Origin of the sequence: Chryseobacterium sp. SIMBA_038 (assembly GCF_046535115.1) — a bacterium.
Taxonomy (GTDB): Bacteria; Bacteroidota; Bacteroidia; order Flavobacteriales; family Weeksellaceae; genus Chryseobacterium.
Window position 1 is genome coordinate 132,366 of record NZ_JAWRXH010000007.1, and the last position, 25,190, is coordinate 157,555.

26 protein-coding genes are annotated in these 25,190 nt (G+C 33.3%); 12 read left to right on the plus strand and 14 right to left on the minus strand.

Annotation, left to right across the window (positions count from 1 at the left end):
• Positions 1–14: 14 nt before the first annotated feature.
• Together SB689_RS18170 and SB689_RS18175 are read right to left on the minus strand one after the other, a co-directional pair.
• Positions 15–1,121 carry an HmuY family protein gene (locus SB689_RS18170; protein ID WP_410693509.1) on the minus strand — a complete coding sequence of 369 codons (1,107 nt, stop codon included), beginning with the start codon at positions 1,119–1,121 and terminating at the stop codon, positions 15–17.
• Between the two features lie 11 nt (positions 1,122–1,132).
• Positions 1,133–3,268, minus strand: coding sequence for a TonB-dependent receptor plug domain-containing protein (locus tag SB689_RS18175; RefSeq protein ID WP_410693510.1), 2,136 nt, complete (start codon positions 3,266–3,268; stop codon positions 1,133–1,135).
• A gap of 94 nt (positions 3,269–3,362) precedes the next feature.
• Here SB689_RS18175 and SB689_RS18180 point away from each other — a divergent pair, with 94 nt between their 5' ends.
• Together SB689_RS18180 and SB689_RS18185 are read left to right on the plus strand one after the other, a co-directional pair.
• Positions 3,363–4,163, plus strand: coding sequence for a choice-of-anchor J domain-containing protein (locus SB689_RS18180; RefSeq protein ID WP_410693511.1), 801 nt, complete (start codon positions 3,363–3,365; stop codon positions 4,161–4,163).
• 231 nt (positions 4,164–4,394) lie between these two features.
• Positions 4,395–5,666 (plus strand): T9SS type A sorting domain-containing protein, encoded by a 1,272-nt coding sequence (locus tag SB689_RS18185; protein WP_410693512.1) that lies wholly within the window; start codon positions 4,395–4,397, stop codon positions 5,664–5,666.
• Between the two features lie 225 nt (positions 5,667–5,891).
• Here SB689_RS18185 and SB689_RS18190 read toward each other — a convergent pair whose 3' ends face one another.
• The 6 genes from SB689_RS18190 to SB689_RS18215 all read right to left on the minus strand — a co-directional run bounded on the left by SB689_RS18190 (position 5,892) and on the right by SB689_RS18215 (position 10,665).
• Positions 5,892–6,182 carry a putative quinol monooxygenase gene (locus SB689_RS18190; RefSeq protein ID WP_410693513.1) on the minus strand — a complete coding sequence of 97 codons (291 nt, stop codon included), beginning with the start codon at positions 6,180–6,182 and terminating at the stop codon, positions 5,892–5,894.
• 87 nt (positions 6,183–6,269) lie between these two features.
• Positions 6,270–7,115: a sulfite exporter TauE/SafE family protein gene (locus SB689_RS18195; RefSeq protein ID WP_410693514.1), complete on the minus strand. Its 846-nt coding sequence runs from the start codon at positions 7,113–7,115 to the stop codon at positions 6,270–6,272.
• Positions 7,116–7,158: 43 nt separating this feature from the next.
• Positions 7,159–8,400 carry a sulfate adenylyltransferase subunit 1 gene (locus SB689_RS18200; RefSeq protein ID WP_410693515.1) on the minus strand — a complete coding sequence of 414 codons (1,242 nt, stop codon included), beginning with the start codon at positions 8,398–8,400 and terminating at the stop codon, positions 7,159–7,161.
• Between the two features lie 146 nt (positions 8,401–8,546).
• The gene (gene cysD, locus SB689_RS18205) at positions 8,547–9,455 is read right to left on the minus strand and encodes a sulfate adenylyltransferase subunit CysD (RefSeq protein WP_410693516.1); all 909 of its coding nucleotides are present in this window, start codon (positions 9,453–9,455) and stop codon (positions 8,547–8,549) included.
• 21 nt (positions 9,456–9,476) lie between these two features.
• A complete protein-coding gene (locus tag SB689_RS18210; RefSeq protein WP_410693517.1) occupies positions 9,477–10,169 on the minus strand; it encodes a phosphoadenylyl-sulfate reductase in 693 nt (230 codons plus the stop codon).
• Positions 10,170–10,257: 88 nt separating this feature from the next.
• Entirely contained in the window at positions 10,258–10,665 is a 408-nt protein-coding gene (locus SB689_RS18215) for an RrF2 family transcriptional regulator (protein ID WP_066750672.1), read from the minus strand.
• Positions 10,666–10,807: 142 nt separating this feature from the next.
• Here SB689_RS18215 and SB689_RS18220 point away from each other — a divergent pair, with 142 nt between their 5' ends.
• The 9 genes from SB689_RS18220 (at position 10,808) to SB689_RS18260 (ending at position 18,654) form a co-directional block, all read left to right on the plus strand.
• Positions 10,808–11,236 carry a DUF4268 domain-containing protein gene (locus tag SB689_RS18220; protein WP_410693518.1) on the plus strand — a complete coding sequence of 143 codons (429 nt, stop codon included), beginning with the start codon at positions 10,808–10,810 and terminating at the stop codon, positions 11,234–11,236.
• Between the two features lie 314 nt (positions 11,237–11,550).
• Positions 11,551–12,369 (plus strand): DUF2314 domain-containing protein, encoded by an 819-nt coding sequence (locus tag SB689_RS18225; protein WP_410693519.1) that lies wholly within the window; start codon positions 11,551–11,553, stop codon positions 12,367–12,369.
• A gap of 60 nt (positions 12,370–12,429) precedes the next feature.
• Complete coding sequence (locus tag SB689_RS18230) at positions 12,430–12,735, plus strand: hypothetical protein (protein WP_410693520.1); 306 nt, start codon at positions 12,430–12,432, stop codon at positions 12,733–12,735.
• A 112-nt stretch (positions 12,736–12,847) separates the two neighbouring features.
• Positions 12,848–13,687: an SDR family NAD(P)-dependent oxidoreductase gene (locus SB689_RS18235; protein WP_410693521.1), complete on the plus strand. Its 840-nt coding sequence runs from the start codon at positions 12,848–12,850 to the stop codon at positions 13,685–13,687.
• A gap of 172 nt (positions 13,688–13,859) precedes the next feature.
• The gene (locus tag SB689_RS18240) at positions 13,860–14,774 is read left to right on the plus strand and encodes a helix-turn-helix domain-containing protein (RefSeq protein WP_410693522.1); all 915 of its coding nucleotides are present in this window, start codon (positions 13,860–13,862) and stop codon (positions 14,772–14,774) included.
• 68 nt (positions 14,775–14,842) lie between these two features.
• Positions 14,843–15,418: a Crp/Fnr family transcriptional regulator gene (locus SB689_RS18245; protein ID WP_410693523.1), complete on the plus strand. Its 576-nt coding sequence runs from the start codon at positions 14,843–14,845 to the stop codon at positions 15,416–15,418.
• 414 nt (positions 15,419–15,832) lie between these two features.
• Entirely contained in the window at positions 15,833–16,570 is a 738-nt protein-coding gene (locus SB689_RS18250) for an SDR family oxidoreductase (RefSeq protein WP_410693524.1), read from the plus strand.
• A 228-nt stretch (positions 16,571–16,798) separates the two neighbouring features.
• Positions 16,799–17,788: a ParA family protein gene (locus SB689_RS18255; RefSeq protein ID WP_410693525.1), complete on the plus strand. Its 990-nt coding sequence runs from the start codon at positions 16,799–16,801 to the stop codon at positions 17,786–17,788.
• A gap of 2 nt (positions 17,789–17,790) precedes the next feature.
• Entirely contained in the window at positions 17,791–18,654 is an 864-nt protein-coding gene (locus tag SB689_RS18260) for an SIR2 family protein (protein WP_410693526.1), read from the plus strand.
• Between the two features lie 44 nt (positions 18,655–18,698).
• Here SB689_RS18260 and gldG read toward each other — a convergent pair whose 3' ends face one another.
• From gldG to kbl, 6 genes are all read right to left on the minus strand, one after another.
• Complete coding sequence (gene gldG / locus SB689_RS18265) at positions 18,699–20,366, minus strand: gliding motility-associated ABC transporter substrate-binding protein GldG (protein ID WP_410693527.1); 1,668 nt, start codon at positions 20,364–20,366, stop codon at positions 18,699–18,701.
• Between the two features lie 4 nt (positions 20,367–20,370).
• The gene (locus SB689_RS18270; RefSeq protein ID WP_410693528.1) at positions 20,371–21,099 is read right to left on the minus strand and encodes an ABC transporter permease; all 729 of its coding nucleotides are present in this window, start codon (positions 21,097–21,099) and stop codon (positions 20,371–20,373) included.
• A gap of 84 nt (positions 21,100–21,183) precedes the next feature.
• Positions 21,184–21,732 (minus strand): CopD family protein, encoded by a 549-nt coding sequence (locus SB689_RS18275; RefSeq protein WP_410693529.1) that lies wholly within the window; start codon positions 21,730–21,732, stop codon positions 21,184–21,186.
• An 8-nt stretch (positions 21,733–21,740) separates the two neighbouring features.
• Entirely contained in the window at positions 21,741–22,202 is a 462-nt protein-coding gene (locus tag SB689_RS18280; protein WP_410693530.1) for a hypothetical protein, read from the minus strand.
• 10 nt (positions 22,203–22,212) lie between these two features.
• Positions 22,213–22,749 (minus strand): hypothetical protein, encoded by a 537-nt coding sequence (locus SB689_RS18285; RefSeq protein ID WP_410693531.1) that lies wholly within the window; start codon positions 22,747–22,749, stop codon positions 22,213–22,215.
• A 118-nt stretch (positions 22,750–22,867) separates the two neighbouring features.
• Entirely contained in the window at positions 22,868–24,064 is a 1,197-nt protein-coding gene (gene kbl / locus SB689_RS18290; RefSeq protein WP_410693532.1) for a glycine C-acetyltransferase, read from the minus strand.
• A gap of 164 nt (positions 24,065–24,228) precedes the next feature.
• Here kbl and SB689_RS18295 point away from each other — a divergent pair, with 164 nt between their 5' ends.
• Entirely contained in the window at positions 24,229–25,107 is an 879-nt protein-coding gene (locus tag SB689_RS18295) for a cupin-like domain-containing protein (RefSeq protein WP_410693533.1), read from the plus strand.
• The last annotated feature ends 83 nt before the right edge of the window (positions 25,108–25,190 follow it).

Genomic DNA, 25,190 nt, shown 5'->3' on the forward strand with positions numbered 1-25,190 from the left:
TTATTTGATTTATTTTATAAAGGCTTGTATTCAAACTGAGGGAAACCACGCTCACCAGTAGTGCTATTGGTTAATCTTGTAAATCTCAATTTAAAGTAATACCCATCTGTATCTTTAATAACATAGAAACGATCTCCGTATACTTCTAATCCGTTTGTACCAACTGGATTTCTCCAATTTGATCCGATTATTCTCTGATCGTTATAGATAAATTTAGACTGATCGATATTTGAAGCTTTAAAATTATTGTAAGCTTCCACGCCTGAACCCGAAGTAACGACTACTTCATATGCTCCAACTCCGCCAACGTTATTGTGAGTTACAAAATCTGCATAAATATAACTTCCCGCACCTGTAATAATGTTAGTAAATACCGTAAAACAGATATCCCATTTCTTTTTTTCAGGCTGAATAAATACTTCTTTATTATTCTTTAAACTCACAAAATTATAATTGTAAGTTGCGTTTTTTGCAATAATCAATTCCTTATGAGTGGTTGCGCCTACTTCTGCATATTTCACTTTGTAACCGTCTCCAGATCTTACAACCTGAACTTTCATCCACCCTCTGCTGTCACCACCTGTTGAAACCGAACCTACCGGAACTGCACCTGTGAAAATTTCTTTTCCCATGTTTACCAAATAGATGGCATTTTCAGAATCGACTGCTTTTACATCTTCAATTGCTGTATAATCTGTAGGAAAATTACCTTTAACATTATCAATATAAACTTCGTTTGCAGGATTGAAATTTGCAACCTGAACCTGAGTTTTTAAAGTAGCTACATTAGCTTCTGTAACCTGATCGATATCTGTAGCACTTGGGATTTTTCCTGCAGCAATCATAATTGATGAATTCAAAACTACCTTGAAACTGCTTCCTGAATAAAATGCAAGATCCCAATCTGTTCTTTTCGTTAATTTTTGTACGGGCCCTTTAGTACTCGGATCAATTTCACTTAAATCAATCCAAACCTGATTAGGCTGCGTCGCACCACCTACTGTAGGATCAGCAATAGCTCCCTCAATTGGAGATACTGAAATAGGACTTTCATTATCATTGATACAAGATTGTGAAACAAATGAAGCTCCAACTAAAAGGCAAAATAGTATTTTTTTCATTCTAATTCTTTTTAAAAATTATAATTTAATCGTGCGAAATAACTTCTTCCATAGAAAAGATTTTGATCATTTGCCGCTGCATTATGTGCACTGCCACTGATCACCGAATTTCTCACAGTTGACACATCAAAAATATTTTTAATACCTAAGCTCAATTCTAAATGATCATTAAAGAATGGCTGTGTTACAGTGAAATTCATTGTATTAAAATCTCCTACTTCTCCTAAAATAAATTTCGGAGCAGCAGCAAGATTTGGCGAAACTTCCTGAACATATTGTTTTCTTACCCCTGTATATTTGTAATAAAGGGCAAATAATGTTTTTGTTTGTGCTAAAGTATAGTTTGCTGATAAATTAGCTTCCGTATAAAAATTATAATCATTTGGGGATACAATTTCGCCGGCATTAAGAACCTGAGAAATTCCCATTACTGAAACTCCTGCATTTAGAGATAATTGATCTTTTTTCGCAGTGATTCCTCCTCCAAACAACAGAGACCTGTATTTATCAATATTTAAATAAGTATATCTAAGCGGGCTGTTGCTGATGATCACTTCATCTATTCTGTCTTTCACATCAAGATACATTCCCGATGCACTGAAATTGAAATTCCAAGAATTTGCCGTTGACGTTTTATAATCCCAGAATACACCTAGAGAATATCCTGTTTCGGGCTTTAAGTTTTCATTTCCTCTAATGTCGTGGTTGTTATCAACAACATAAGTATAAAGTTCCTCATAAGTTGGAAATCTGTTTGAAGAACCGAAAACAACACGAAGGTCAGAATTTGCAGTAGTATTGAATCTTGTTGTTAATGAATAATTGTATTGGCTGTCGAATTTATCGCTTAAAGCTAATCTTACTCCCGGACGTAATGAGAACCAGTTATTAACTTTCCATTCCGCCGAAACGAAATTTGCATAATTAAAAATTGCTCTGTTTACATTTTCAAGATTTGTATTCCCTGCAAAAACCGAATTATTAGCAAAACCGCTAGTTCTGTCTAATTCATAACCAACCTGAAAGTTTATTTTATCGCTGTCAAGGAAATTACTGAACATCCCTCTTGAATAAAGCACTTTAGAATCAAAGTAAGTGGATTTGTCTGCTCTGGAAATCTCCTGTCTGTTTGGGACATCATAGATATAATCCTGAGACTTTCTTTCTTGAGTCTGATACGAAAAATCTCCGTTATAGTTGATTCTTGACCCTAATTTTGTCTGAATATTAAACTGATGAATCCATCTGTTTGTAAAGTAATCTTTATCTTTAGAAATATAAGTCCTATTTCCTTCACCTAAAGGCAAATCTTCTACTAATTGATTGTAGAAATTTACTTCTTCATTCAGATAGTTGACCTTATAATAGAAAGTTGTATTATTTTTAGCGTAACGGATCGCCGCGTTGGCTGTGACTTGATCTTTTGGTAACCATTCATAACCTCTATTTCCGTCGTTTCCTTCTGTGAAATATTTGTAGCCGTTATATTTACCTTTATATCCCTGGAAATCATTATGATTAATATCTGCTGTGATGGTCCAATTTTCGGATAATTTATATCCTAAGTTTAGTGATTGAACATGGCGTCCATTTCCTTTTTTGAACCAATCGTAATCTTTTCCTATTGTTTCTTCCTGTAAAGAAAGTGTAGCATTGAATTTTTTAGAATAATTTTTCTTGGTAATGATGTTGATAACACCTGCAACAGCGTTATTTCCATATTCTACACCCATTGCACCTTTCACGATCTCGATACGTTCAATATTATTTACATTGATTTTGCTAAGATCTACCTGATTTCCCATTCCTCGATCGTTTACAACCGGAATGTTATCAATAAGTACTTTTGTATAAGCGCCGCTAAGTCCCATGATACTAGCATTGGAATCTCCGCTTCCGCTACTTGGCTCAATTAGTATATTAAGATTTTGATTTAAAACTTCTGCAGCCGTTGTAACTGCCATATTTTTAATCTGTTCAGCATCAATTACCTCAACTTTATAAATAGATTTATTAATAGATTGCTGCATGTATTGTCCGGTAATGACAACTTCTTCTATTTTTTTCTGATTAAGAGAATCTTTTTCCTGTGCGCTCACCCAAAAAACAGTGGATAAAGACAGTATAGAAAGCACTTTCTTCTTCATAGATGCAAAATTTTCGACAAATATAGGGCTTTATTTAGAACAATTAAAAATAATTTATTACTTTTGTGGAATAATTCTAAATAAAGATAACGTTATGAAATTAAGACTACTTTTTGGAACTTTAATGCTTACGGCTATGACAGCTAATGCACAAGTAGCTACTATTAATGAGAACTTTGACGGGTTTACTGCAGGAAATACTACTTTTCCTCAAAACGGGTGGACTGCATCTTTAGCTCCAAATCCTTTACCATTTCCTCCAGGACCATTGATGATCGTTACGGCAGGAACTGATAAAGCTGTTCAGGCATATTCTGGAAACAACACAAGTTTACCTTCCTATTTGATCGCTCCACAGATTGTTGCTCCAACAGGAAACAAAACTTTAACTTTCGTTGCTGCAAAAGCTACAGGTTCAGGTGGTAACGGAACTCTTGAAGTAGGTTTGGCATCAAGCCCAACAGATATGACAACATTCGTATCTTTAGGAGCGCCAATTTCATTAACAAGCGAAACGTATCAGAATGTATCTGTATCGGTTCCCGCATCTTCTTCTACTTATATTGTTTTTAAATTTACTCCGACAGTTGCGCACACAGCATTACAAATTGATAATGTAGTTTATAATACAACTACTACTCTAGCTGTTTCGGATGCTGCAAAATCTAAAGAAGAAATTAAATTCGCTGTTAACGCTGAAAATACTGCTTTACAGTTCGTAACTAAAAAAGATCCTAAAAATGTTCAAATCTATTCTGCTGGAAGCCAAAAAGTTGCTGAAGGTAAATTGAAAGGACAGTCATTTGATATCAGCGCTCTTCAAACAGGCGTTTACTATATCATTATTGAAACTGCAGAAGGTTCAGTAGTGAAATCAAAATTTATTAAAAAGTAAGATTTATTAGACTAACTTACATTTAAAATGGCTGATTTATGAATTTCATAGATCAGCTTTTTTTATGAACAAAAATTAAAACATACTGTTAAAGCTCATTAATAAAGGATTTTTCATATTTAATAATTAGCAAACACGATAAATATCATGTTTTTATTTAGAACAATTAAAAATAATTTATATAGTTTTGTGGAATCATTATAAATAAGGAAAAATAAACATTAAGATATTATGAAAACAAAACTACTTTTAGCTTCTCTATTTGCTCTTTCTGTTCAACAAACCGTGTTGGCACAAACAGATGCTAACGGATATACACAGGTAGATCTTTCTATGGGTTCAGGATACCAAAATCGTGTATTCTTTAGTTTACCCGGAAATAATATTGTTTCTCAACCTGCCAATTCGTGGGATGTTGCTTTTTATAGAAATTCTGCAATGAATTTCGGAACAAGAATTAATGATGCTAGAGATATTTTGGTATATCAGGCTTCAAACAACCTTGCAGATTGGGATAATATCAATGTTGCCAATGTATCAAATTGGGGTGAGCCACTTTACAACCCTGATCAGACAACAACTATTCAGGAAGGTGCTTTTGAGCAAGGTTCTGCTCCATACGGATGGGGACAATACAACGGGGCAAATCACCACATTGAGGGAACAATTATATTTGTTTTAAAATATCCAAATGACACGTACATAAAATTTGCTATTCAGGATTATTTTGGAGGTTATACTTTCAAATATTCTAAATGGAACGGAACAACCTGGGACGCTACTCAAACAAAAACATTGGCAAATGGAACGGATGATGCTTATTTCAACTATTTCTCATTCACAACAAATGATAAGGTAGCTAATCTTGAACCTGCAAAAACCGCTTGGGATCTGATGTTTACAAAGTATTACACTTTCTATAACAACATTATGATGTATCCGCTTTCAGGAGTTATCCAAAATCCGAGCATCACAGTTGCAAAAGTACAGCCGGAAACTCAGGCTACATCTACGTTTACTGCTCCGGCAGCAGCTTCTTTCTCAGCTAATATTACATCAATAGGTCATTCATGGAAGCCAGTTTCTGGAGTGTTCAGCGATGTAGTTTACTATATTAAAAAAGGAAGCGATTATTACAGAATGTATTTTGTATCGAACGGAGGTCAATCTACTGGTAATATGTATTTTAAATATAAAAATATCACTTCTACTTTAGGAGTTACGGATATGGCTAATAAAAAAGCGTCATTCGGAATCTATCCAAACCCGACAACTGCTGATAAACATGTTACTGTTTTATTCGATGTTAAAGAAAAAGCGAATAATAAAGGTAATGTAGAAGTATACGACCTTTCGGGTAAAAAAGTATACACAGCAGAATTAACGAATCAGACAGGTTTCTACAAGCAAGACTTGAATCTTTCTCACCTTACCGCAGGAAACTATCTTATTAAAATAACTTTCGGAGGAAGCACAGAAACGAAGAAACTGATTGTGAAATAATGTAAAAGTGAATTGTCAATTGTGAAATTTAAAAATTGACAACAAAGTGAATTCACTATTCACCATTCACTTTCAAAAATAAAATTTTAATACTTTCTATTTTTTCTAATAAAAGGCTGCCTACAATTTGTAAGCAGCCTTTTAAAATTTATTTTAATTTAGATATTAGAAGCTAGATATTAGAAATTAGTTTTAAAACTATCCGAAAAAATCTTTGCAAATCTGCTATAAAATCTTGCGTCCTCTATATACCTGAGTTGAGCTTTCCAGCATTTTAGAAATATCTTTTCTGAAATCCAAAAGATGATCTTGGCCATTATGACGGTTCAAATGTTCTTCGCTTTCCCATAATTCGACCATTAAAAAAGTTCCTTTATTGTCCTTGTCTTCAACAAGATCATACTGCAGACAACCTTCTTCTTTTCTGGTTTCTCTTACCAAAGTTTGAAATAATTCTACCGCATCCATTAAGTAATTTTCGTTCAACTTAAAAAGCGCAACAACGTGTAAATTCATGTTCTGTTTTTTATGGTGTAAATGTAAAGTATTTTCAAAATTGAAATACATTTTTACCTATTTTATTTTTCCACAATCAACAGTTTTTTAACTGAAAACAGATTTATAAATTGTTATACAACTCATCACAATCACCAAAGTTCCTATTACAATAAACATTTTTTTCACCGGAAGTTTTGCAGTAAGCATCGCTGAAAATGGCGCAGTGATAATTCCACCAATCAAAAGACCTAAAATTATATTCCAATGTTGAATTCCTAATGTAAAAAAGAAAGTAACCGCAGCGGTTATGGTTAAAATAAATTTAGCCACCGTTGAACTTCCCACGGCAAACCTTGGCGTAAAAGCATTTTTAATTAAAGTTCCGGTAACCAAAGGCCCCCAACCTCCACCGGCGAAAGAATCTATAAAACCTCCTATTAATCCTAATCTTGTTAAGTTGGTTTTTCTTTTTAAAGCTTTATTTTGTTTAGGTTTAAAAGCATTTGACAAAATCTGAATTCCGAGGTATAAAGTATAAAAAGCGATAACCGTTTTAGTAATTTTTGAATAATATTCGCCAACATAGGTCAAACTTAAAGCCCCGATAACTGCTCCGATGATTGCAGGAATTGCTAATTTTTTAACTAAACTTACACTTATATTCTTTAATTTAAAATGACTAATACTTCCCGCAGCCGTTGTAAAACTTTCGGCAGAATGAATACTTGCACTCACAATATGCGGTGGAATATTTAGAAATAAAAGCGTCGTCGTACAAATTACGCCATAGCCCATCCCCATTGATCCAGCGACAATTTCTGCCAAAACGCCAACCAAAAGCATCCAGTAAAAAATATGATCATCTTTTTCTAAAACGGTCAGAAGTTCATCAAGATAACCCATTTCATACATAGAAAAAACCGCAATAGCAACTATTACAGCGGTTATCAACAGGACATTTAACCTGATCTGAACTTTCCTAGAGATTACCATATTATAAGATCATTACTGCTCCAACCGTTGAATTACTCGTTTCGTCGATCAAAACAGCATTTCCGGTATTGCGACTGTCTTCAAAGCTATCAAAAACCAATGGTGAAGCTGTTTTCAAGCGAACTTTTACGACTTCATTGAGCTTAATACTTTCGTTAATCGGTGTTTTTTCAAGTGTATTGACATCAATTTTATATTCAATTTCTTTGATGATGGCTTTTAAAACTTTGCTTTTATGTTGAATGAAATATTTATTTCCTTCGTTCAGTTCTTTTTTATCGAGCCAGCAGACAACGGCTTCAATTTCATTTTCAACTTTCGGAAGATCGTCAGTTTTCACTAAAAAATCTCCTCGACTGATATCAATATCATCTTCAACATGCAAAACGGCAGGCTGATTGGTGAAAACAGATTCTACTTCTTTTCCGCCTGTTTCTATTTTTGAAATTTTGGTTTGAATATTTTGAGGAAGAACCGTTATTTCATCTCCTTTTTTGTACACTCCAGAAATCACTTCACCCGCATAACCTCTGTAGTCATGCAACTCTTCAGTTTGCGGACGAATAACGTATTGCACCTGAAATCTCGGTTTTTGAACTTCTTTATCTTGATTAATTTCAACATTTTCAAGGAAATCTAGAAGTGTTGGACCATTATACCAACTCGTTTTATCAGATTTTTCAACAATATTATCTCCGTTAAAAGCTGAGATTGGGAAATAATTCACATTCGGCAACCTTAATTTCTGAGCAACCAATTGATATTGAGCTTTAATGTCATTAAAAATTTCCTCAGAATAATCAACCAAATCCATTTTATTGATGGCAACAACCACATTTTTCATTTTTAACAATGAAGCAATGATTGAATGTCTTCTGGTTTGCTCGATGACACCTTGTCTTGCATCAATCAAAATCACAATCAACTGTGAGTTTGAGGCTCCCGTAATCATATTTCTGGTATACTGAATGTGTCCCGGCGCATCTGCAATAATGAATTTCCTTTTCGGAGTCGAAAAATATCGGTACGCAACGTCAATCGTTATTCCCTGCTCTCTTTCGGCTCTTAAACCGTCGGTAAGAATCGCGAGATCAATTCCGTCCTCATTTTTATTTTTTGATTGTTTTTCCAACGCTTCGAGTTGGTCGATCAATATATTTTTACTATCGTACAAAAGTCTTCCGATCAACGTACTTTTTCCGTCGTCTACACTTCCCGCCGTTATAAATCTTAATATGTCCACATTTGTTATATTAGTAATGAGTAATTGGTAATGAGTAATTTTTAAAATCGCTCATTCCTTTTATATTTTGTAATCATTATTGTAAGCTTTGAATAAAATTATACCGACTTGTTTGGCATAACTTATTACTCATTGCCCATTATTTATTAAAAGTATCCTCCTTTTTTTCGGTCTTCCATCGCAGCTTCTGTCACTTTATCATCGATTCTGGTTTCGCCACGTTCGGAAATTTTGGAAGCCGTAATTTCTTTAACAACCTCATCTAAAGTCTCGGCAGAACTTTCAACTGCTGCGGTACAGGTCATATCGCCAACGGTTCTGTAACGAACTCTTTTATTGACAATTGTATCATTTTCATCAATTTGAATAAAATCGGAAACTGCAATTAATTGTCCATCAAACTCAATCACATCTCTGTCATGTGCAAAATAGATCGGTGGAAGTTGGATATTTTCTTTTTTGATATAATTCCAAACATCAAGTTCCGTCCAATTGGAGATCGGGAAAACTCGAACATTTTCACCTTTATTGATTCTTCCGTTGTAGATATTCCATAATTCTGGACGCTGTAATTTCGGATCCCATTGACCAAACTCATCACGAACAGAGAAAAAACGTTCTTTCGCTCTGGCTTTTTCTTCATCTCTTCTCGCCCCTCCGATGCAGGCATCAAACTGAAATTCTTCAATCATATCTAATAAAGTATGCGTTTGCAACCAGTTTCTCGAAGCAAATTTTCCTTTAGGCTCGGTTAAATTCTTTGCCTTAATGGTATCTTCAACCTTTCTTACAACTAATTCTGCTCCGATATTTTCCGCTAAATAATCTCTGAATTGCAGGGCTTCCGGAAAATTATGTCCCGTATCAATATGGACCAACGGAAACGGAATCTTCATCGGAGCAAAAGCTTTTTTCGCCAAATGAACCAATGTAATAGAATCTTTTCCGCCACTGAAAAGTAAAGCCGGTTTTTCAAACTGGGCAGCAATTTCCCTCATAATATAAATACTTTCGGCTTCCAGCTGTTCCAGATAATCTAATGTATGTTTACTCATTTTTACTACTTAAAATTTAAATTAATGCGTATGCAAACCGCATTCTTTATGTGAACTTTCCCACCACCATCGTCCGGCACGCGGATTTTCTCCTTCTTCAATCGCTCTTGTACAAGGTTGGCAGCCAACGCTGATAAAGCCTTTTTTATGCAAAGACAATTCCTGAACTTTATGTTGTTCTAAATAATCTAACACATCCTGATATGACCAGTGAATCAAAGGATTGTATTTGTATAATTTTCTATCTTCATCCCACTCGATGATTGGCATGTTTTCACGATTTTCAGATTGTTCTGAACGAAGACCTGTAATCCATACTGTTGCACCTTCCAATGCTCGATTCAAAGGTTTTACTTTTCGGATAAAACAACATTCTTTTCTATTTTCAACGGAATGATAAAAAGCATTGACCCCTTTTTCATTCACATATTTCTCCACATCAGAAGATTCAGGAAAATAAACTTCCGTTTTCGTCTTATATCTTGAATTATTTTTTGAAAGTAAATCGTAATGTTCGTAGAAAAGTCTTCCGGTATCTAATGTGAAAACTTTGATCGGTAATTTTTGACTAAAAATTATATCCGTAATGACCTGATCTTCCTGACCAAGCGATGTTGAGAAAACAACTCCGTCTGAGAATTTTTCTGAAATAAATTTCAATCCATCCTCTACTGAAAGCTGTTTTAATGTATCTGCATCTTCTGTTGAAATCATATTTATTCATTTGAAGTCATGCAAATATCTAATAAAATAATTATCCTACCAAATAAGTAGACTAATTATTCGAAAAAAATGGATCAGATCAATCGATCAAATCCAGTAAAGTTTTTTCTTCTAAAATTTTAAGTGAAGCGTCCCGAACTTCAATCAAAACATCATGTAAACTGCAGTGATCTTCGTTGCAGTCTTCACATTTTTCATAAAAGTTTAAACTTACGCATGGTAACAATGCAATTGGACCATTCACCAAACGAATAATTTTCGCAAGCTTTACTGTTTCAGGATGTTCCCTTAAAAAATATCCTCCACCTTTTCCTTTTTTACTATCAAGGACATCGGCTTTTTTTAATTCAAGCAAAATGTTTTCCAGAAATTTTAATGGAATTTTTTTACGTTCCGCAATTTCGGAAATCAAAACAGGGCCATCATTTCTTTTTTCTACAAGATATGAAAGCGCCTTAAAAGCATATTGAGATTTTTTAGATAGCATTACAGCAAAAATAAGAAAATAGTTTGAGATGTGTAATAGTAAGGTTAGAAGTTGGAAGATGGGTGTTGGAAGCCTTTAAACTGGAATATTGACTTCCTTCATCAGAGTTCCAACTTCCGTGTAAAATCCCTATTTTTGCTCCATGTTCAGTAAACAAGAGGCACAACAAATAAAAAAAGAGTTTTGGACGGCTTTTGGGAAATCATTTCCGAGAAAATGGCTGTTGTATAATACAAAGGTTAAGGATTTTTCATTCAAATTCAATGCAGAAACTAGAAAAGCAGAAGTTTCTTTAGATATAGAAATGAAAGATGAAGATTTCAGAAATGCCTATTTTAACAAAATCTGGTCGTTGGAAGATATTCTGAAAGATTTTATCGGAGATTTTCAAAAAGAAGAATATTTTACATTAGACAACGGAAAAGTAATCGCTAAAATCTGGGTTGAAAAACATAATGTTTCTGTTTTTAATAAAAATACCTGGCAGGAAATTTTTGAGTTCTTTGTGGAGAAAATGGATGGCTTTGAAAGGTTCTATTATGAATATGAGGATTTTATAAAGGATGTTTAGAATCAAATTATGACTATTATAGTTGAATTATTACTAAGATTACTGGCTGGAATATTTTATATTCTTGTTGAAATAATTATTCAAGAAGGTTTTTTTAGCATAATACGTTTTATTTATAGAAAAGTATTGAGGTTCTTTTCAATCATTTTTAATTAAAATTTAACTATAAATTCAAACCTCCGTTTAAAATTTTTCGTATTTTAGTTGAACAGTAAAAATATATGTTTTATGAATATTCATAATGCTTTCAAGGTTAATTCATAACTCTTTTTCACTGCTTTTTTCAAACTCAAATCACAAAAATTTTAAATTTAATGGAAAACAATTCGTTTATTTTTACAGACGGAACCGACCCCAAAATGATCGAAGCTTATAAAAAAGCGCAGGAAACTTTTAAATATTTCTGGAGAGAGCAATCTTGGGAATACAGAAGAATTATTCCTGCACTTAATCTGGCTTGTGTAAAAGCCGCTTTCTCACAGGAAGATCCTGAAACAGGGAAAGATATTGTAGAACATATGTGGATCAACGATATTGATTTTGACGGAGATCATGTAAAAGGATATTTGATCAATGAGCCGAATGATATAACCAACATACAACCCGGAGATTATTTTGAAATTCCTTTAAACGAAATCAGTGATTGGCTTTTTGCCATTACTCCGGCAGTGAAAAAACCTAAAGGACTTTCTAAACTTTTCTTCTCTACTGAGGAACCTATACCTAAAGCTTACGGTGGCTTCACCATACAAAAAATGCGCGCGGACATGCAAGAAGCAGAACGACAGGAACACGATGATGCATGGCAGCTTGATTTTGGAGATTTTAATGATGTTGAAGTGGTTCATGAACAAAAAGAAAAACCTGAAAACCTTGTAGAACATCCCATGAGCAGGAATATGAAGGAAGATTTCGTGAAATTTTTACAACAATATCCTAATGAACTAACGAATGTTGATGATAACGGATTGACGCTTCTTCATAAAGAAACGATTGCCGGAAATTTGAGTTCTGTTGAAGTTATTCTCGAAGCCGGAGCTGATAGAAACCAACAATCCAACAACGGAAAAACAGCTCTTGATTACGCCAAACAACTGAAATGGGAGCATTTGATTTCTGCTTTAGAAAACTAAATAGATAAAGAGAGACTTTCGGGTTTCTCTTTTTTATATATTTGATTAATAAATATCCACATGCAAACCGTCATCATCAGTAACTTTTTTATCGAAAAAATCAAACAGAAGTATTCACCTGAATTTATAGATAAAATTGTTGAAGAAATTTCTTTAAATCCTAAAACTGGAAAATTAATTAGTTCATCTAAAAACCTCTATTTATATAAATTAGGCATTTGTGATAAGAAAAAGCATGAATACAATCTTGTTTACTTTTTTGAAAATAGAAATACCTCAATCTATTTTATTAATATTTTTAAAGACAAAGAAAGTGACATTCTGAATAAAGCTATTTTCTATCTGGCTTCTGATGCTATGAAATAACGATTATTCCAATTATCCCCTATTCACGATTCGGTTACATCATTCATTGATTGAACTACTTTTTCCACTGCCCATATTTCCACCTTTGTACCATCATTTAAACAAATAAAAAATGGAAACAAAAAAAGTATGGTTCGTTACAGGAGCCTCAAAAGGTTTGGGATTAGCCTTAGTTAAAAAATTATTAGAAAAAAATTATCGTGTTGTTGCAACTACCAGAAATGCTCAATCATTAATTTCAGAAATTGGAGAAGCTTCTGAACAGTTTTTACCGCTTGAAGTTAATTTAGGAGACAATGAAGATGTAAAATCAGCTATCACAAAAAGTGTTGATTATTTTGGTCAGCTTGATGTAATCGTCAACAATGCAGGATACGGATTGATTGGAACTTTGGAAGAACTTTCCGACAAAGAAGCAAGAAGTAATTTCGACATCAATGTATTCGGAACGCTGAATGTGATCAGAAATGCAACGCCTTATCTTCGTCAACAAAAATCTGGACACATTTTTAATATTTCTTCCATTGGAGGGTATTCAGGAAACTTTCCGGGTTGGGGAATTTACTGTGCTACAAAATTTGCCGTGGCCGGACTTACAGAAGCACTAGCAGAGGAAATTAAAGATTTTGGGGTAAAAGCAACCGTTGTTTATCCCGGATATTTCAGAACAGATTTCTTAGATAAAGATTCTATCAAAACACCTGAAAATGCTATTCCGGAATATGAAGCAGCAAGAAATTCTCAACACGCTCATCTTGATGAAATCAACGGAAATCAGCCCAATGATCCTGATAAAGGTGCAGAAGCTTTGATCGCAATCAGTGAAGAACAAAATCCGCCAGTACATTTCTTATTGGGAAGTGGAACGCACGAGTTTTTGGATAATAAAATCGCAACAATTAAAGGTGATGCTGAGAAGTGGGAAAGCCTGACTTTGTCGACTATAATCTAATTTAATGTAAACTTTATAGATCCTTCGACTCCGCTCAGGATGACATTGCTAATACTAACTGTTATCATTAATACGCAAAGTTCTCACAGTGTCAGACTGAGCGGAGTCGAAGCCTTTCCTATAATAATTACGAATATATTTTATAAAAAAATAAAATTAATACCTTAGCATTATGAAACAGACATTTCGTTTTAATTCAATCTCTGAATTTCATGCTTTCTGTAATCTTCCAAATCCTGAACATCCGTTGATCAGCCTGATAGATTACAGTAAGGTCAATTATCCTACGGACGATAACGAGCTGAAATGGATCCAGAATTTTTATTCAATCGGCTTGAAACGAAATGTCAATGCTAAGTTCAATTACGGTCAGCAGAAATATGATTTCGATTCCGGAGTGTTGTGTTTTGTTTCTCCGCTTCAGTTTTTAAGCCTTGAAATGAAACCTGATGTTGAAGTGGAACCTACCGGATATTTACTGCTCATTCATCCCGATTTTCTTTGGGGAACTTCCTTGATCAAGAAAATAAAATCATACGAATTTTTCAGTTATCAAATTAATGAAGCACTTTTTCTTTCAGATAAAGAAGAAAAAATTATTGTTGATTTATTTAAAAATATTGAAAAAGAATATCAAACCAATATTGATAAATTCACACAAGAATTGATTGTTGCTCAATTGGAACTGTTCCTGATTTATGCCGAACGTTTTTATGAGCGTCAATTCTTTACACGAAAAAAATCGAGTCATGAATTGCTGGAAAGATTTGAGCAAGTTCTATCCCAATATTTTGAGAATGGAAATCTTATTGAAAACGGTATTCCATCCGTAAAAACAATAGCCGAACAAATGAATATTTCTCCCAATTATTTGGGGACATTATTGCGTATTCATACTCAACAAAATACACAGCAACATATTCAAAGTAAACTAATTGATACTGCAAAAGAACGTCTAAGTACAACTACTTTATCTGTGAGTGAGATTGCTTATGAATTAGGATTTGAACATCCACAGTCTTTCAGTAAACTTTTTAAGCAAAAAACGAATCAGTCGCCGTTGGAGTTTCGAAAATTGTTTAATTAAAACATATAAATCATCACTTTTTGTCAAATGACAAATCACAGAAAACTAAGTTTAGCTAACTTGCATTCATGAAACAATTATTTGATTTTATTTTAAGGTTTGGAAATCTTAATCAACAACAGATCGATTTTATTTCAAGCAAAGCTACCGAGATCAATCTTTCAAAAGATGAGTATTTTTCGGAAGCAGGAAAAGTGGCAAAACAAGTCGGATTTATTGTAGACGGAATTTTGCGTGTTTGCTATTACAACAACAAAGGTGAAGAAATAACCAAATATTTCATCGAAGAAAATAATCTGGTTGTAGATCTGGAAAGTTTTGATAATGAAATTTATTCCAGCGCGTATGTCCAAGCAGTAACCGACTGTAAAATGCTTGTTTTTTCAAGAAAAGACTGGCTAGAATTATTACAAACCATTGTCGGATGGGAAGCTATTGTTCACAAAATTATTTCAAGAGCATTGATGCAGAAAGTGGAAAGAAGAAGTCCGCTGGTTTCGGAAGATGCCACCACTCGCTATCTTAAATTTTTGGAGATCTACCCTACTGTTGTAAACCGCATTCCGCTTTCCTATATTGCTTCTTATTTGGGAGTGACGCAGTCTTCTTTGAGTAGGATTAGGAAGAATATTGGAAATTTTTAAATTTATTTTTATTAAAATGTTCTTTTGTCTTGAAACAAACGAACCAAAAATTCAAGACTGGAATCTTTCGCTAAAAATGATTTCTGTTCACTAAAAATTCTAAAACTTGCACGATAGCAATATTTGTTCTTCAATTTTAAATTGGTCTCGTGCTTCGAACAGTAGAATTTTTTTAACGCTACAGCTTCCTAGGTCGTAAAAAGAAAATCTTCGATTTTCAAAAAAGCTTAAGTGTTCTTATTAGGAGTTTAGTAGTAACTTAAAATAACTTAAGTGTCATAAATCTTTTGTGCCTTTTGTGGTTTAATTTTTATAGAATTAATAATTCCCAACTCATCATCGCTTTTTGTCATTTGGCAAATGTTATCTTATTTAATTGGCGGACTTTTACATCACCAATTAAAAACAAAAAAAATGAATTCAGTATTAATTACAGGAGCCAACAGAAGTATTGGCCTTGAAACCGCAAAACAACTTTCAGAAAAAGGATTATTCGTTTATTTAGGAAGTCGTGATTTTGAAAAAGGAGAAGCTATCGTCAAAGAATTAACCAACAAAGGATTTCAGAATATCAAAGCGATCGAAATAGATGTTACCAATCCTGATTCTATTTCAGCAGCTAAAAATTTGATCGAAAAAGAACAGGGAAAATTAGATATTTTGATCAACAATGCAGGAATTCTAGGTGTAAATCCTCAAACGGCAGCAGAAACCTCAATCAGAGATATTCAAACCGTGTTTGATACCAACTTTTTTGGAGTGATCAGCGTGACGCAAGCATTTTTAGAATTGCTTAAAAAATCGGAAAGCCCGAGAATCAGCAATATCACTTCAGGACTAGGTTCGTTAACTCTTCACAGTGATCCTACATGGAAATATTACAATGTAAAAGCAGCAGCTTATGGACCTTCAAAATCTGCTTTGAATGCTTACACAATTGTTCTAGCCTATGAATTGAAGGATCTTCCTTTTAAAGTAAACGTTATCGATCCTGGTTATACTGCAACAGATTTCAATCACCACAGTGGTCCGGGTTCTGTTGAAAGTGCCGCTTCTTTTATCGTTAAACACACCCTGACCGATGAAAATGCACCAACAGGACAGTTTTACAGTAATGATATTGAGGATGAAATTGGAATCAGTCCTTGGTAAAATATTTTTTATAACTAATTATTAAAGAGAGACTTTTAGGTTTCTCTTTTTTTGTTTACTAAATTTATATTTTTAATAAATTATTTTGTTAGGAAACAAATAATAATTATTGAAATTACGAAGTTATTTGATCAAAAATTATTTCTTTGATGAGTGATTTCCTTTTTTTTTATATATTTGAAAAGATTCGCAAAGTTAACTTGCATTTGCTTAATCAAACCAAAAAAAATGAAATCAATTGTAATTTTCAATAATAAAGGAGGAGTAGGAAAAACTACCTTGCTATGTAATATAGCTTCATATCTAAAAATAAGAAAAGGCAAAAGAGTTATTGTTATTGATGCTGATCCTCAGTGCAACGCAACAACTTATATGTTTCCATATAGCGATATTGAGAATATTTATAAATCAGGTAACACTCTCTTTAAAATAATTAAACCATTACAAAGAGGAAAAGGCTATTTAAAATCAGATCTCCCAATTATTACAAGCCCGAACTTTCAAGTTGATGTAATTCCAGGTGATACACAGATATCTTTAACAGAAGACTTTTTAAGCAAAGATTGGTTAGATGGAAAAACTGGAGATTATAGAGGACTACAAACGACCTTACTTTTTAGAGATTTATTAGAAAAACTAAATGCTGATTATGATTATGTTTTTTTTGATGTCGGTCCATCATTAGGGGCTTTAAATAGGTCGGTTCTTGCAGCTTCAGATTTTTTTATAGTTCCGATGTCATCAGATATTTTTAGTTTACAAGCTTTAGAAAATATTTCAAAATCACTAAATGAATGGAAATTTCAGCTTGAAAGGGGATTGGAAGATTATAAAGCTAAGGAAAAAGAAGATTTTGAAATTAATAATAAAATAATAAAATGGAATTTACAATTTGCAGGTTATATAACTCAACAATATACAGCTAAAACAATAAATGGTAAAAAACAACCAGTTAATGCTTATGAAAAAATTATCCGCAGGATTCCTAGTGCTATACAAAAACATTTGGTAGCCAATAATATAATCCAACTAAGATCAAATAAACTAGGTGAAGTACCAAACTTAAATAGTTTAATTCCTCTATCACAAAGTAGTAGCGCGCCAATTTTCAATTTAAAATCAGAGAATGGTGTTGTTGGCGCTCACTTTAACAAAGTGAAAGAATATGACAACACTATAAAAAGTATAGTAAGTAACTTACAATTAAATATTGATTAAAAATGATTAATTGGCCAGAAAATTTAATTGATGATATAGCTAGAAGGAAAACTATATTAGTACTAGGAGCAGGTGTTTCTAAAAACTCTGTAAATGCTGCCGGTTTACGACCAAAAGATTGGAGAGAATTTTTAGATTCTGCAAGTGCTACATTACTCTGTAAAACAGAAATTAGAAGACAGATTAATTCTGGAGATTTTTTAACAGCTTGTGAATTAATAAAAAAAGAATTAGGAAGAGATGATTTTAATACATTAATTAGAAGAGAATTTTTAACCCCAAGATTTAACCACGCTCCAATACATGAACATATCTATAATTTAGATTCTCGAATCGTAATTACTCCAAATTTTGATAAAATTTATGATACATATGCAAATCATGCTTCTCATGGTAGTACAATAATTAAAAATTTCACTGATGAAGACATTGCAGATTGTATTAGAAGACCAGAACCACTTATTATCAAAATACATGGTTCCGTAGATACAGCTGATAACTTAATTTTTACAAGAAAAGATTATTCCCAAGCCAGAACTAAACATCGTAATTTTTATCAAATAATTGAAGCTCTTTCATTAACACATACATTTATATTTATTGGATGTGGTACAAATGATCCAGACATTAAATTAATACTTGAAGATTATACATTTAAGTATCCTTTAAATAGAAAACACTATATTATTATGCCTAAAAATGCAATTAATAATAAAGTAAAAGAAATAATTAAGGATACAATGAGTTTAAATATATTAGAATATGATTCTAATAATTATCATAAAATTTTAACTGATTCAATAGAGGCATTAGTGACAAAAGTTGAATTAAAAAGGTTAGAAATAGCAGCACTACAATCCTGGTAAAATTCATAAAAAAGAGAAACCTCACAGTTTCTCTTTTTTTTATTCTATCCAAACTTCTTCTTCCTCATCCAGAAGAATAATCCTCCCAACAATCCTATAATCGCTAAAGGAAGCAGTAAATTCAGCCACTGCCAGTTGCCTTTTTCTTCGGTAATTCTTTGTCGGTCAAGAAGTCTTTCTTCGATATTTCTGTTTCTTAAATCCATCAGATTGCTGTCGTCTAACAGATAATCTAAAGCATTTCTTAAAAACTGTTCGTTTCCGAATTGCTCATTCGTCATCAGGTCAACGCCTAAAGGTAAAGGCTTGTCTTTGATCACTTTATTTCTTCCGACATCACCGTCTGCAATAACGATCATTTTGTTTTCAGGGCTTTGCGCTTTAAATCCGGGATACGATTTTCTTTCAATTCTAGATCCGTATGCGGAAGTGAATTTCCCTTCCAAGGCAACGGCATAAATCTTCGGAGTGCTTGGTTTTTCCATTTGTCCGAGACTGTCTACACTTGCAATTTCTTTCAGATCAACATAGTTTGGAACCTGCTTTAAAAGCGTTCTTTCACTCGATTCAAAAAGAATATTGGTCTTAATATTTTTTCTCCCTAACGTATCAATTGAGGTTGGGAATTCAAATTTGACAGGATTGATATTTTTAGTGATAGGATTATTGTGTTCCGCAATTCCAAGAGGATAATATGGCCAAGGAAGGCTTGTGTATTGTGCGTTTCCGCTTACTTCTCCTGTTACCAATTTCAGCAAAGCAAATTTCTTCAAATCTTTTACCAAGGCCGGATTGATTCTCAGTCCATAATTGAAAAAGAAATCCGTCATATTGACATCTACAGGAAAAGGCATTACTTTTTGAGACCTCATCAACGTATCCATTTCTGCGTTCACGGCATCAATCATCCACAATGTTTTTCCGCCGTTCATGATGTATTGGTCAAGAATTACCTTTTCACCATCAGTAAACGCTTTTCTAGGTTTTGCAATCACTAAAGCACTCATCTGCTTTAATAAAGGAACATCAGCAACAGTCAGTTCAACCTGATTTTTAGGAATAACTGGTCCTGCATCGTAGCTTTCAGAAGCTAATTCCATAAAGCCATGAAATTCACGTGGATTTAATTCATCCTGATTCACCAAAATCCCGATCTTTTTTCTTTTATCAGCTGCAATATTTTTGATATTTGAAACTAAATTATATTCAAGATTTTCAATGGATTTTGTCAGTTGCTCGTCTGCATTAATATTCGCCTGCTGCACAACCAACGGAATAGAAGCTCCCCTTTTATTATACTTGATCACCGCATACGGGAACAGCATGATCTGTGAAACCTTTCCATCTTTGATATCAGGAAGTACGGAAGGCTGCATTCCCATTGCCATCAAAGTATCCTGAGACATTTTAGTTTTAATAGGATCAATGAATTTAAAATCTATGTTTGAATTGATTTTTCTGAATTCTTCCAGCATAAATTTCGTTTCGCCCTGAAGCTGTTTGAAACTTGCCGGAAAGTCACCCTCCAAATACACATCAACTGTCAATGGTTTCTTAACCGATTTCAATACCTTAATTGTATTTTCAGAAAGCGTATATCTTTTTTCTTTTGTTAAATCTAATCTAACCCCAGAAATTGCGAGGATTATAGCTAACGGTAAAATAACAAAAAGTAAAATCCCTAATGGAGATTTAAACTGTATCTTCTTCATAATTCTACTTCTTTTTATTGATAAAATGATTAGACAAAGCGAGCGTAAGACCAATGATAAAAACAAAATAGGCTACATCCTTAAAATCGATAAGACCTCTCGTAAAACCTAAAAAGTGCTGATAAAAACCAACATTCTGTAAGATAAAATCTGCTCCGCCCAATAATTTATAACTTGCCAACTGTTCGATTCCGAAATACATGATGAAACACATGAAAACGCCCAACAAATAAGCCATGATCTGATTTTGAGAAAGCGAAGAAGCTAAAATTCCAACGCCTGAAAAAGCAGCGATCAAAATAATCATTCCGATATAACTTCCGAAAGTCATTCCAAGGTCGATATTTCCCGCAGGAACACCCAAAACATAGACTGTATAAAGGTAAATCAATGAAGGAATCAGACATAAAATCCCAACTACCCAAACGGAAAGAAATTTTCCGACAACTAAATCTGAAATTTTTAATGGCTGAGAAAACAACCAGTTTAATGTTCCTATCTGCTGTTCCTCCGCAAAAGTTTTCATAGACAATGCCGGAATAATAAACATCAACAGCCACGGAACTAACACAAAATAGCTTTGTAAGGAAGCCATTCCGATGTCGAAAATATTAAAATCGTTATCGAAAAAAAACAGAAAAAGAGTCGCTATCAAACTGAAAGCCGCAATGATGATCCACGCGCTCCAATTCCCGAAGTAACTCCAAAGTTCTTTCTTAAAAATTGCAATCATAGTTTTTTAATTTGCTGTAAGCAATATGCTCTAAGCAGTAGGCAAAAAAGCTTATCGCTTACTGCCTTTAGCCTAAAGCTTTTATTATTTTTTCTTGTTTTTATTAACCAATTTAACGGTCATCATAATTAAAAATACCAGAACGAAAAATCCGGTAATTAATTGCCACCAATATTCAATCGCCATTGATTTTAATATGACTGTAAAGACAACCAGAAACAAAATAAAGGTTGCGATTTCGTTCGCTTGTCTTAATTTTATATTAGGTGTTTTAAGGGTATTTCCATTTAATTCTCTTAGTTGAAGTACTTTTTTCCAGCACCAGTAATGGTAAATTGCCAAACCGATCAGAAAGGTTAATTTTAAATGAAACCAAGACATTTTCATTAATCCAGGATTCAAAAAGATCATTATCAACCCGCACACCGTCATAATAACGCCTGCAGGAACTGTAATAATATTCCATAATCTTCGAGCCATGAAAGTGTACTGTTCTCTTAAGATTTTCTTCTTTTCTTCGGCAAATTCATCGGTATCTTTATAGTAAACGAAAATTCTTACGAGATAAAAAATTCCCGCAAAATAACTTACCATGAAGATAATATGTAAAGCTTTTATTATTGTATAAAGCATCTTATTGTCTAATTATTTAGTGAAGAAACTTCACATAATTTATCTAAATTTCTTAAATATTCCAAAACTTCATCTTTTGAACTTATCCAATATATTCGAATTAATTGGACATAAATAGCATAAAAGATTAAAATAAAAATCCATATATACTTTTCAAAAAATAATGTAACCAAGAAAGCTATAAAAAATGTAATAAGCGTGGCAAATGATACTGCCAATAGGTTCAAAAAACCAAAACTTATTGTAAGCCATAACTTTTCTTTACCATCTTCATCTTTTCTAAAATCTCCCAAAATCTTTGGAGATAAATTCCAATTGACATATTTCAAATCGAATCCTTCTGATGTAACTTTTCCTTTAAAAGATTTATCCCAGTCAAAAAACTTTTTATAGAGATTATTTTCTATTTTATTTAAAATTTCTTCTTTTGGTTTCGAAAACTCGATCCTATATTTTGACTTGAAAATCATTTTAAACTTATTATTCCGCTACAGAATCAGCAACCTCAGTAATGATAGATTCATCAGGTTTCAATTGTATTCTTTTCGCGCCTAATTTGGTATAATATTTTTCCAATTTATTTAAGTGATCTTCGCTTGTTTCTTTACCTTCTACATGCAGACTGTAATCACTCCAAACACGAATAAAAAATAAATCTTTGACCAAAACTCTGTAATTCGATTGCTCAAAAGTCTTGGCCAGATAAGCATCAAGATCGCCTTTAGTTTTAAATTCATTTATAATAACTCCACCATCACCTCTTTCTCCATTATTATAAATGAAGGCGTATAATTTTTTGATAGACGAGCCAACTTCCTTTTCCTCAATTTTAGAAATAACATCGGGATTATCCGTCACAAAAGGGATCTGAGTAATCCCGATGTCTTTCATTTCTTTACTTATTTTAGCAGGTTTCATGCCTTGCAATTCAACATTTTTAAGATCAAGATCCATAATATTTTGTGCAAAGAAGCTTTGAAAACAAACAAAACCAATGATCAGCATTATTTTTTTCATAAACCTGCTTTTTATATTTTAATTATTAAGAAATTTTGAGTATTTGCTTTTAATACTCATATTTTTTTATCGCAAAGTTCACAAAGATTTTTTCTTTATGTCAAATTGCAGATAATGACTAAGAAATTACTCCTAGCTCCTTTCCTACTTTTTCAAAAGCAATGATTGCCTTATCTAAATGCGCTCTTGTATGCGCTGCAGAAAGCTGAACTCTAATCCTTGCTTTTCCTTTTGGTACAACAGGATAGAAGAATCCGATTACGTAAATTCCTTCATCCATTAATTTTTCGGCCATTTTTTGAGCCAATGGAGCGTCGTATAACATTACCGGAACGATTGCAGCATCACCATCTGGAACATCAAAACCTCTAGCCTTCATTTCTGCTCTGAAATATTCTGCATTTTCCATTACCTGATCACGAAGAGAAGTATCGTCTGAGATCATTTCCAATACCTTCAAAGCAGCACCAACGATTCCTGGAGCCAATGAATTGGAGAATAAATAAGGACGAGAACGTTGTCTCAACATATCAATAATCTCTTTTTTACCGGAAGTAAATCCTCCCAAAGCACCACCCAAAGCTTTTCCTAAAGTAGAAGTAATGATGTCTACTCTACCCATCACTTCGTTGGCTTCGTGAGTACCACGACCTGTTTTTCCGATGAAACCTGTTGCGTGAGAGTCGTCAACCATCACCAAAGCGTCGTATTTATCGGCTAGATCACAAACTCCTTTCAAGTCTGCAACAATTCCGTCCATTGAGAAAACTCCATCTGTTACAATAATTTTGAAACGGTGATTTTTTTCAGAAGCAGCGATTAATTGAGCCTCCAAATCCTCCATATTATTGTTTTTGTAACGGTATCTTGCCGCTTTACAAAGACGAACTCCGTCGATAATCGAAGCGTGATTTAATTCATCTGAGATAATTGCGTCCTCCTCTGTAAATAAAGGTTCGAAAACACCTCCATTCGCATCAAAACATGCAGCATATAAAATAGTATCTTCAAGACCCAAGAATTGAGCAATTTTTTCTTCCAATTGCTTGTGAATATCCTGAGTTCCACAGATGAAACGTACAGAAGACATCCCGTAACCATGAGATCCGATCATGTCCTGAGAAGCTTTCATCACTTCCGGATTGTTTGATAATCCCAAATAATTGTTGGCACAGAAGTTCAACAGCTTTTTACCGTTGGCTTCAATTTCCGCACTTTGCTGAGAAGTAATAATCCTTTCTCTTTTGTAAAGCCCGTCATTATCAATATTTTGTAGTTCGTTCTGTAAATTTTCAAGATACTTGTTAGAGATCATTTTTAGATAATTTTTTGGATGCGCTAATTTAATAAAAAGGCTGTAAACTATTCGCTTTTATGATGGTTTATTATAAATTTTTGATTTAAGTGTTTAATTTTCTTTCATTAGTCTATTAAATTAGTAGGATAATAATTATATTTGAACCTTTAAAATGAATAAGGATGAAATTAACACCAGTAAAAAGATCAGAAAATGTTGCACCGGAAGAGTTTTTACAAGATTTCATGAAACCGTGTAAACCTATCATTCTCAAAGACTTTGTCGATCCAAAAAGTCCGGCATTCGAAAAATGGAATTATGATTACTTTAAACAAATCGCAGGCGAGAAAAAAGTAAACGTTTACGGCAGCGAAATAGAATCCATTGATAGAGTGGCAAGTAAACCGATTGGCGAAACCACATTTTCAGATTATTTGGATCTGATAAGCTCAAAAGCTACAGAACATCGTTTGTTTTTATTTAATCTCCTAAGCATTAAACCTGAAATGAAGAATGATATTCAATATAAAGACGTTACCAAAGGAAAAATTTTAAAATGGCTTCCATTTATGTTCTTCGGAGGAAAAGGTTCAATCACAAGAAATCATATTGACATCGATATGTCTCATGTTTTTATCACTCAGTTTCAAGGAATTAAAAGGATTTGGCTTTTTCCGTGGGAACAGTCTGATTTGATGTACAAGTTGCCATATAATTTTCACAGTTTAATTAATCTTCAGGAAGCAGATTATGAGAAATTTCCTGCCTTAAAATATTTAAATGGATATGAAGCCGTCATCAATCCTGGCGAAACATTATATATTCCTTCCGGATGGTGGCATTATATTCAATATGAAACTGAGGGTTACTCCGTTTCCATACGCGCTTTGCCTTCAAGTTGGCTGGAAAAGTGGAGAGGTTTCAAAAATCTTGTTGTCATTAGACATTTTGACAATGCTATGAGAAAGATCTTCAAAGAAAAATGGTTTAATTATAAAGTAAAAATAGCCAATAAACGAGCTCAAAAAGCACTTAAAAGACAGAAAAACTTTCAGATTTAAGCTTTTCAATCATAAAATTAATAACAATCAAATTATTCAAACAATGGAATTACTGTACGCATTACTCTCTTCAGAACGATCTC

Excerpts from the sequence above, each read along its gene's own strand:
- SB689_RS18170 (WP_410693509.1), bottom strand. The coding sequence starts at position 1,121 with ATGAAAAAAATACTATTTTGCCTTTTAGTTGGAGCTTCATTTGTTTCA.
- SB689_RS18175 (WP_410693510.1), bottom strand. The coding sequence starts at position 3,268 with ATGAAGAAGAAAGTGCTTTCTATACTGTCTTTATCCACTGTTTTTTGG.
- SB689_RS18180 (WP_410693511.1), top strand. The coding sequence starts at position 3,363 with ATGAAATTAAGACTACTTTTTGGAACTTTAATGCTTACGGCTATGACA.
- SB689_RS18185 (WP_410693512.1), top strand. The coding sequence starts at position 4,395 with ATGAAAACAAAACTACTTTTAGCTTCTCTATTTGCTCTTTCTGTTCAA.
- SB689_RS18190 (WP_410693513.1), bottom strand. The coding sequence starts at position 6,182 with ATGAATTTACACGTTGTTGCGCTTTTTAAGTTGAACGAAAATTACTTA.
- cysD (WP_410693516.1), bottom strand. The coding sequence starts at position 9,455 with ATGAGTAAACATACATTAGATTATCTGGAACAGCTGGAAGCCGAAAGT.
- SB689_RS18210 (WP_410693517.1), bottom strand. The coding sequence starts at position 10,169 with ATGATTTCAACAGAAGATGCAGATACATTAAAACAGCTTTCAGTAGAG.
- SB689_RS18215 (WP_066750672.1), bottom strand. The coding sequence starts at position 10,665 with ATGCTATCTAAAAAATCTCAATATGCTTTTAAGGCGCTTTCATATCTT.
- SB689_RS18220 (WP_410693518.1), top strand. The coding sequence starts at position 10,808 with ATGTTCAGTAAACAAGAGGCACAACAAATAAAAAAAGAGTTTTGGACG.
- SB689_RS18225 (WP_410693519.1), top strand. The coding sequence starts at position 11,551 with ATGGAAAACAATTCGTTTATTTTTACAGACGGAACCGACCCCAAAATG.
- SB689_RS18230 (WP_410693520.1), top strand. The coding sequence starts at position 12,430 with ATGCAAACCGTCATCATCAGTAACTTTTTTATCGAAAAAATCAAACAG.
- SB689_RS18235 (WP_410693521.1), top strand. The coding sequence starts at position 12,848 with ATGGAAACAAAAAAAGTATGGTTCGTTACAGGAGCCTCAAAAGGTTTG.
- SB689_RS18240 (WP_410693522.1), top strand. The coding sequence starts at position 13,860 with ATGAAACAGACATTTCGTTTTAATTCAATCTCTGAATTTCATGCTTTC.
- SB689_RS18245 (WP_410693523.1), top strand. The coding sequence starts at position 14,843 with ATGAAACAATTATTTGATTTTATTTTAAGGTTTGGAAATCTTAATCAA.
- SB689_RS18250 (WP_410693524.1), top strand. The coding sequence starts at position 15,833 with ATGAATTCAGTATTAATTACAGGAGCCAACAGAAGTATTGGCCTTGAA.
- SB689_RS18255 (WP_410693525.1), top strand. The coding sequence starts at position 16,799 with ATGAAATCAATTGTAATTTTCAATAATAAAGGAGGAGTAGGAAAAACT.
- SB689_RS18260 (WP_410693526.1), top strand. The coding sequence starts at position 17,791 with ATGATTAATTGGCCAGAAAATTTAATTGATGATATAGCTAGAAGGAAA.
- gldG (WP_410693527.1), bottom strand. The coding sequence starts at position 20,366 with ATGAAGAAGATACAGTTTAAATCTCCATTAGGGATTTTACTTTTTGTT.
- SB689_RS18270 (WP_410693528.1), bottom strand. The coding sequence starts at position 21,099 with ATGATTGCAATTTTTAAGAAAGAACTTTGGAGTTACTTCGGGAATTGG.
- SB689_RS18275 (WP_410693529.1), bottom strand. The coding sequence starts at position 21,732 with ATGCTTTATACAATAATAAAAGCTTTACATATTATCTTCATGGTAAGT.
- SB689_RS18280 (WP_410693530.1), bottom strand. The coding sequence starts at position 22,202 with ATGATTTTCAAGTCAAAATATAGGATCGAGTTTTCGAAACCAAAAGAA.
- SB689_RS18285 (WP_410693531.1), bottom strand. The coding sequence starts at position 22,749 with ATGAAAAAAATAATGCTGATCATTGGTTTTGTTTGTTTTCAAAGCTTC.
- kbl (WP_410693532.1), bottom strand. The coding sequence starts at position 24,064 with ATGATCTCTAACAAGTATCTTGAAAATTTACAGAACGAACTACAAAAT.
- SB689_RS18295 (WP_410693533.1), top strand. The coding sequence starts at position 24,229 with ATGAAATTAACACCAGTAAAAAGATCAGAAAATGTTGCACCGGAAGAG.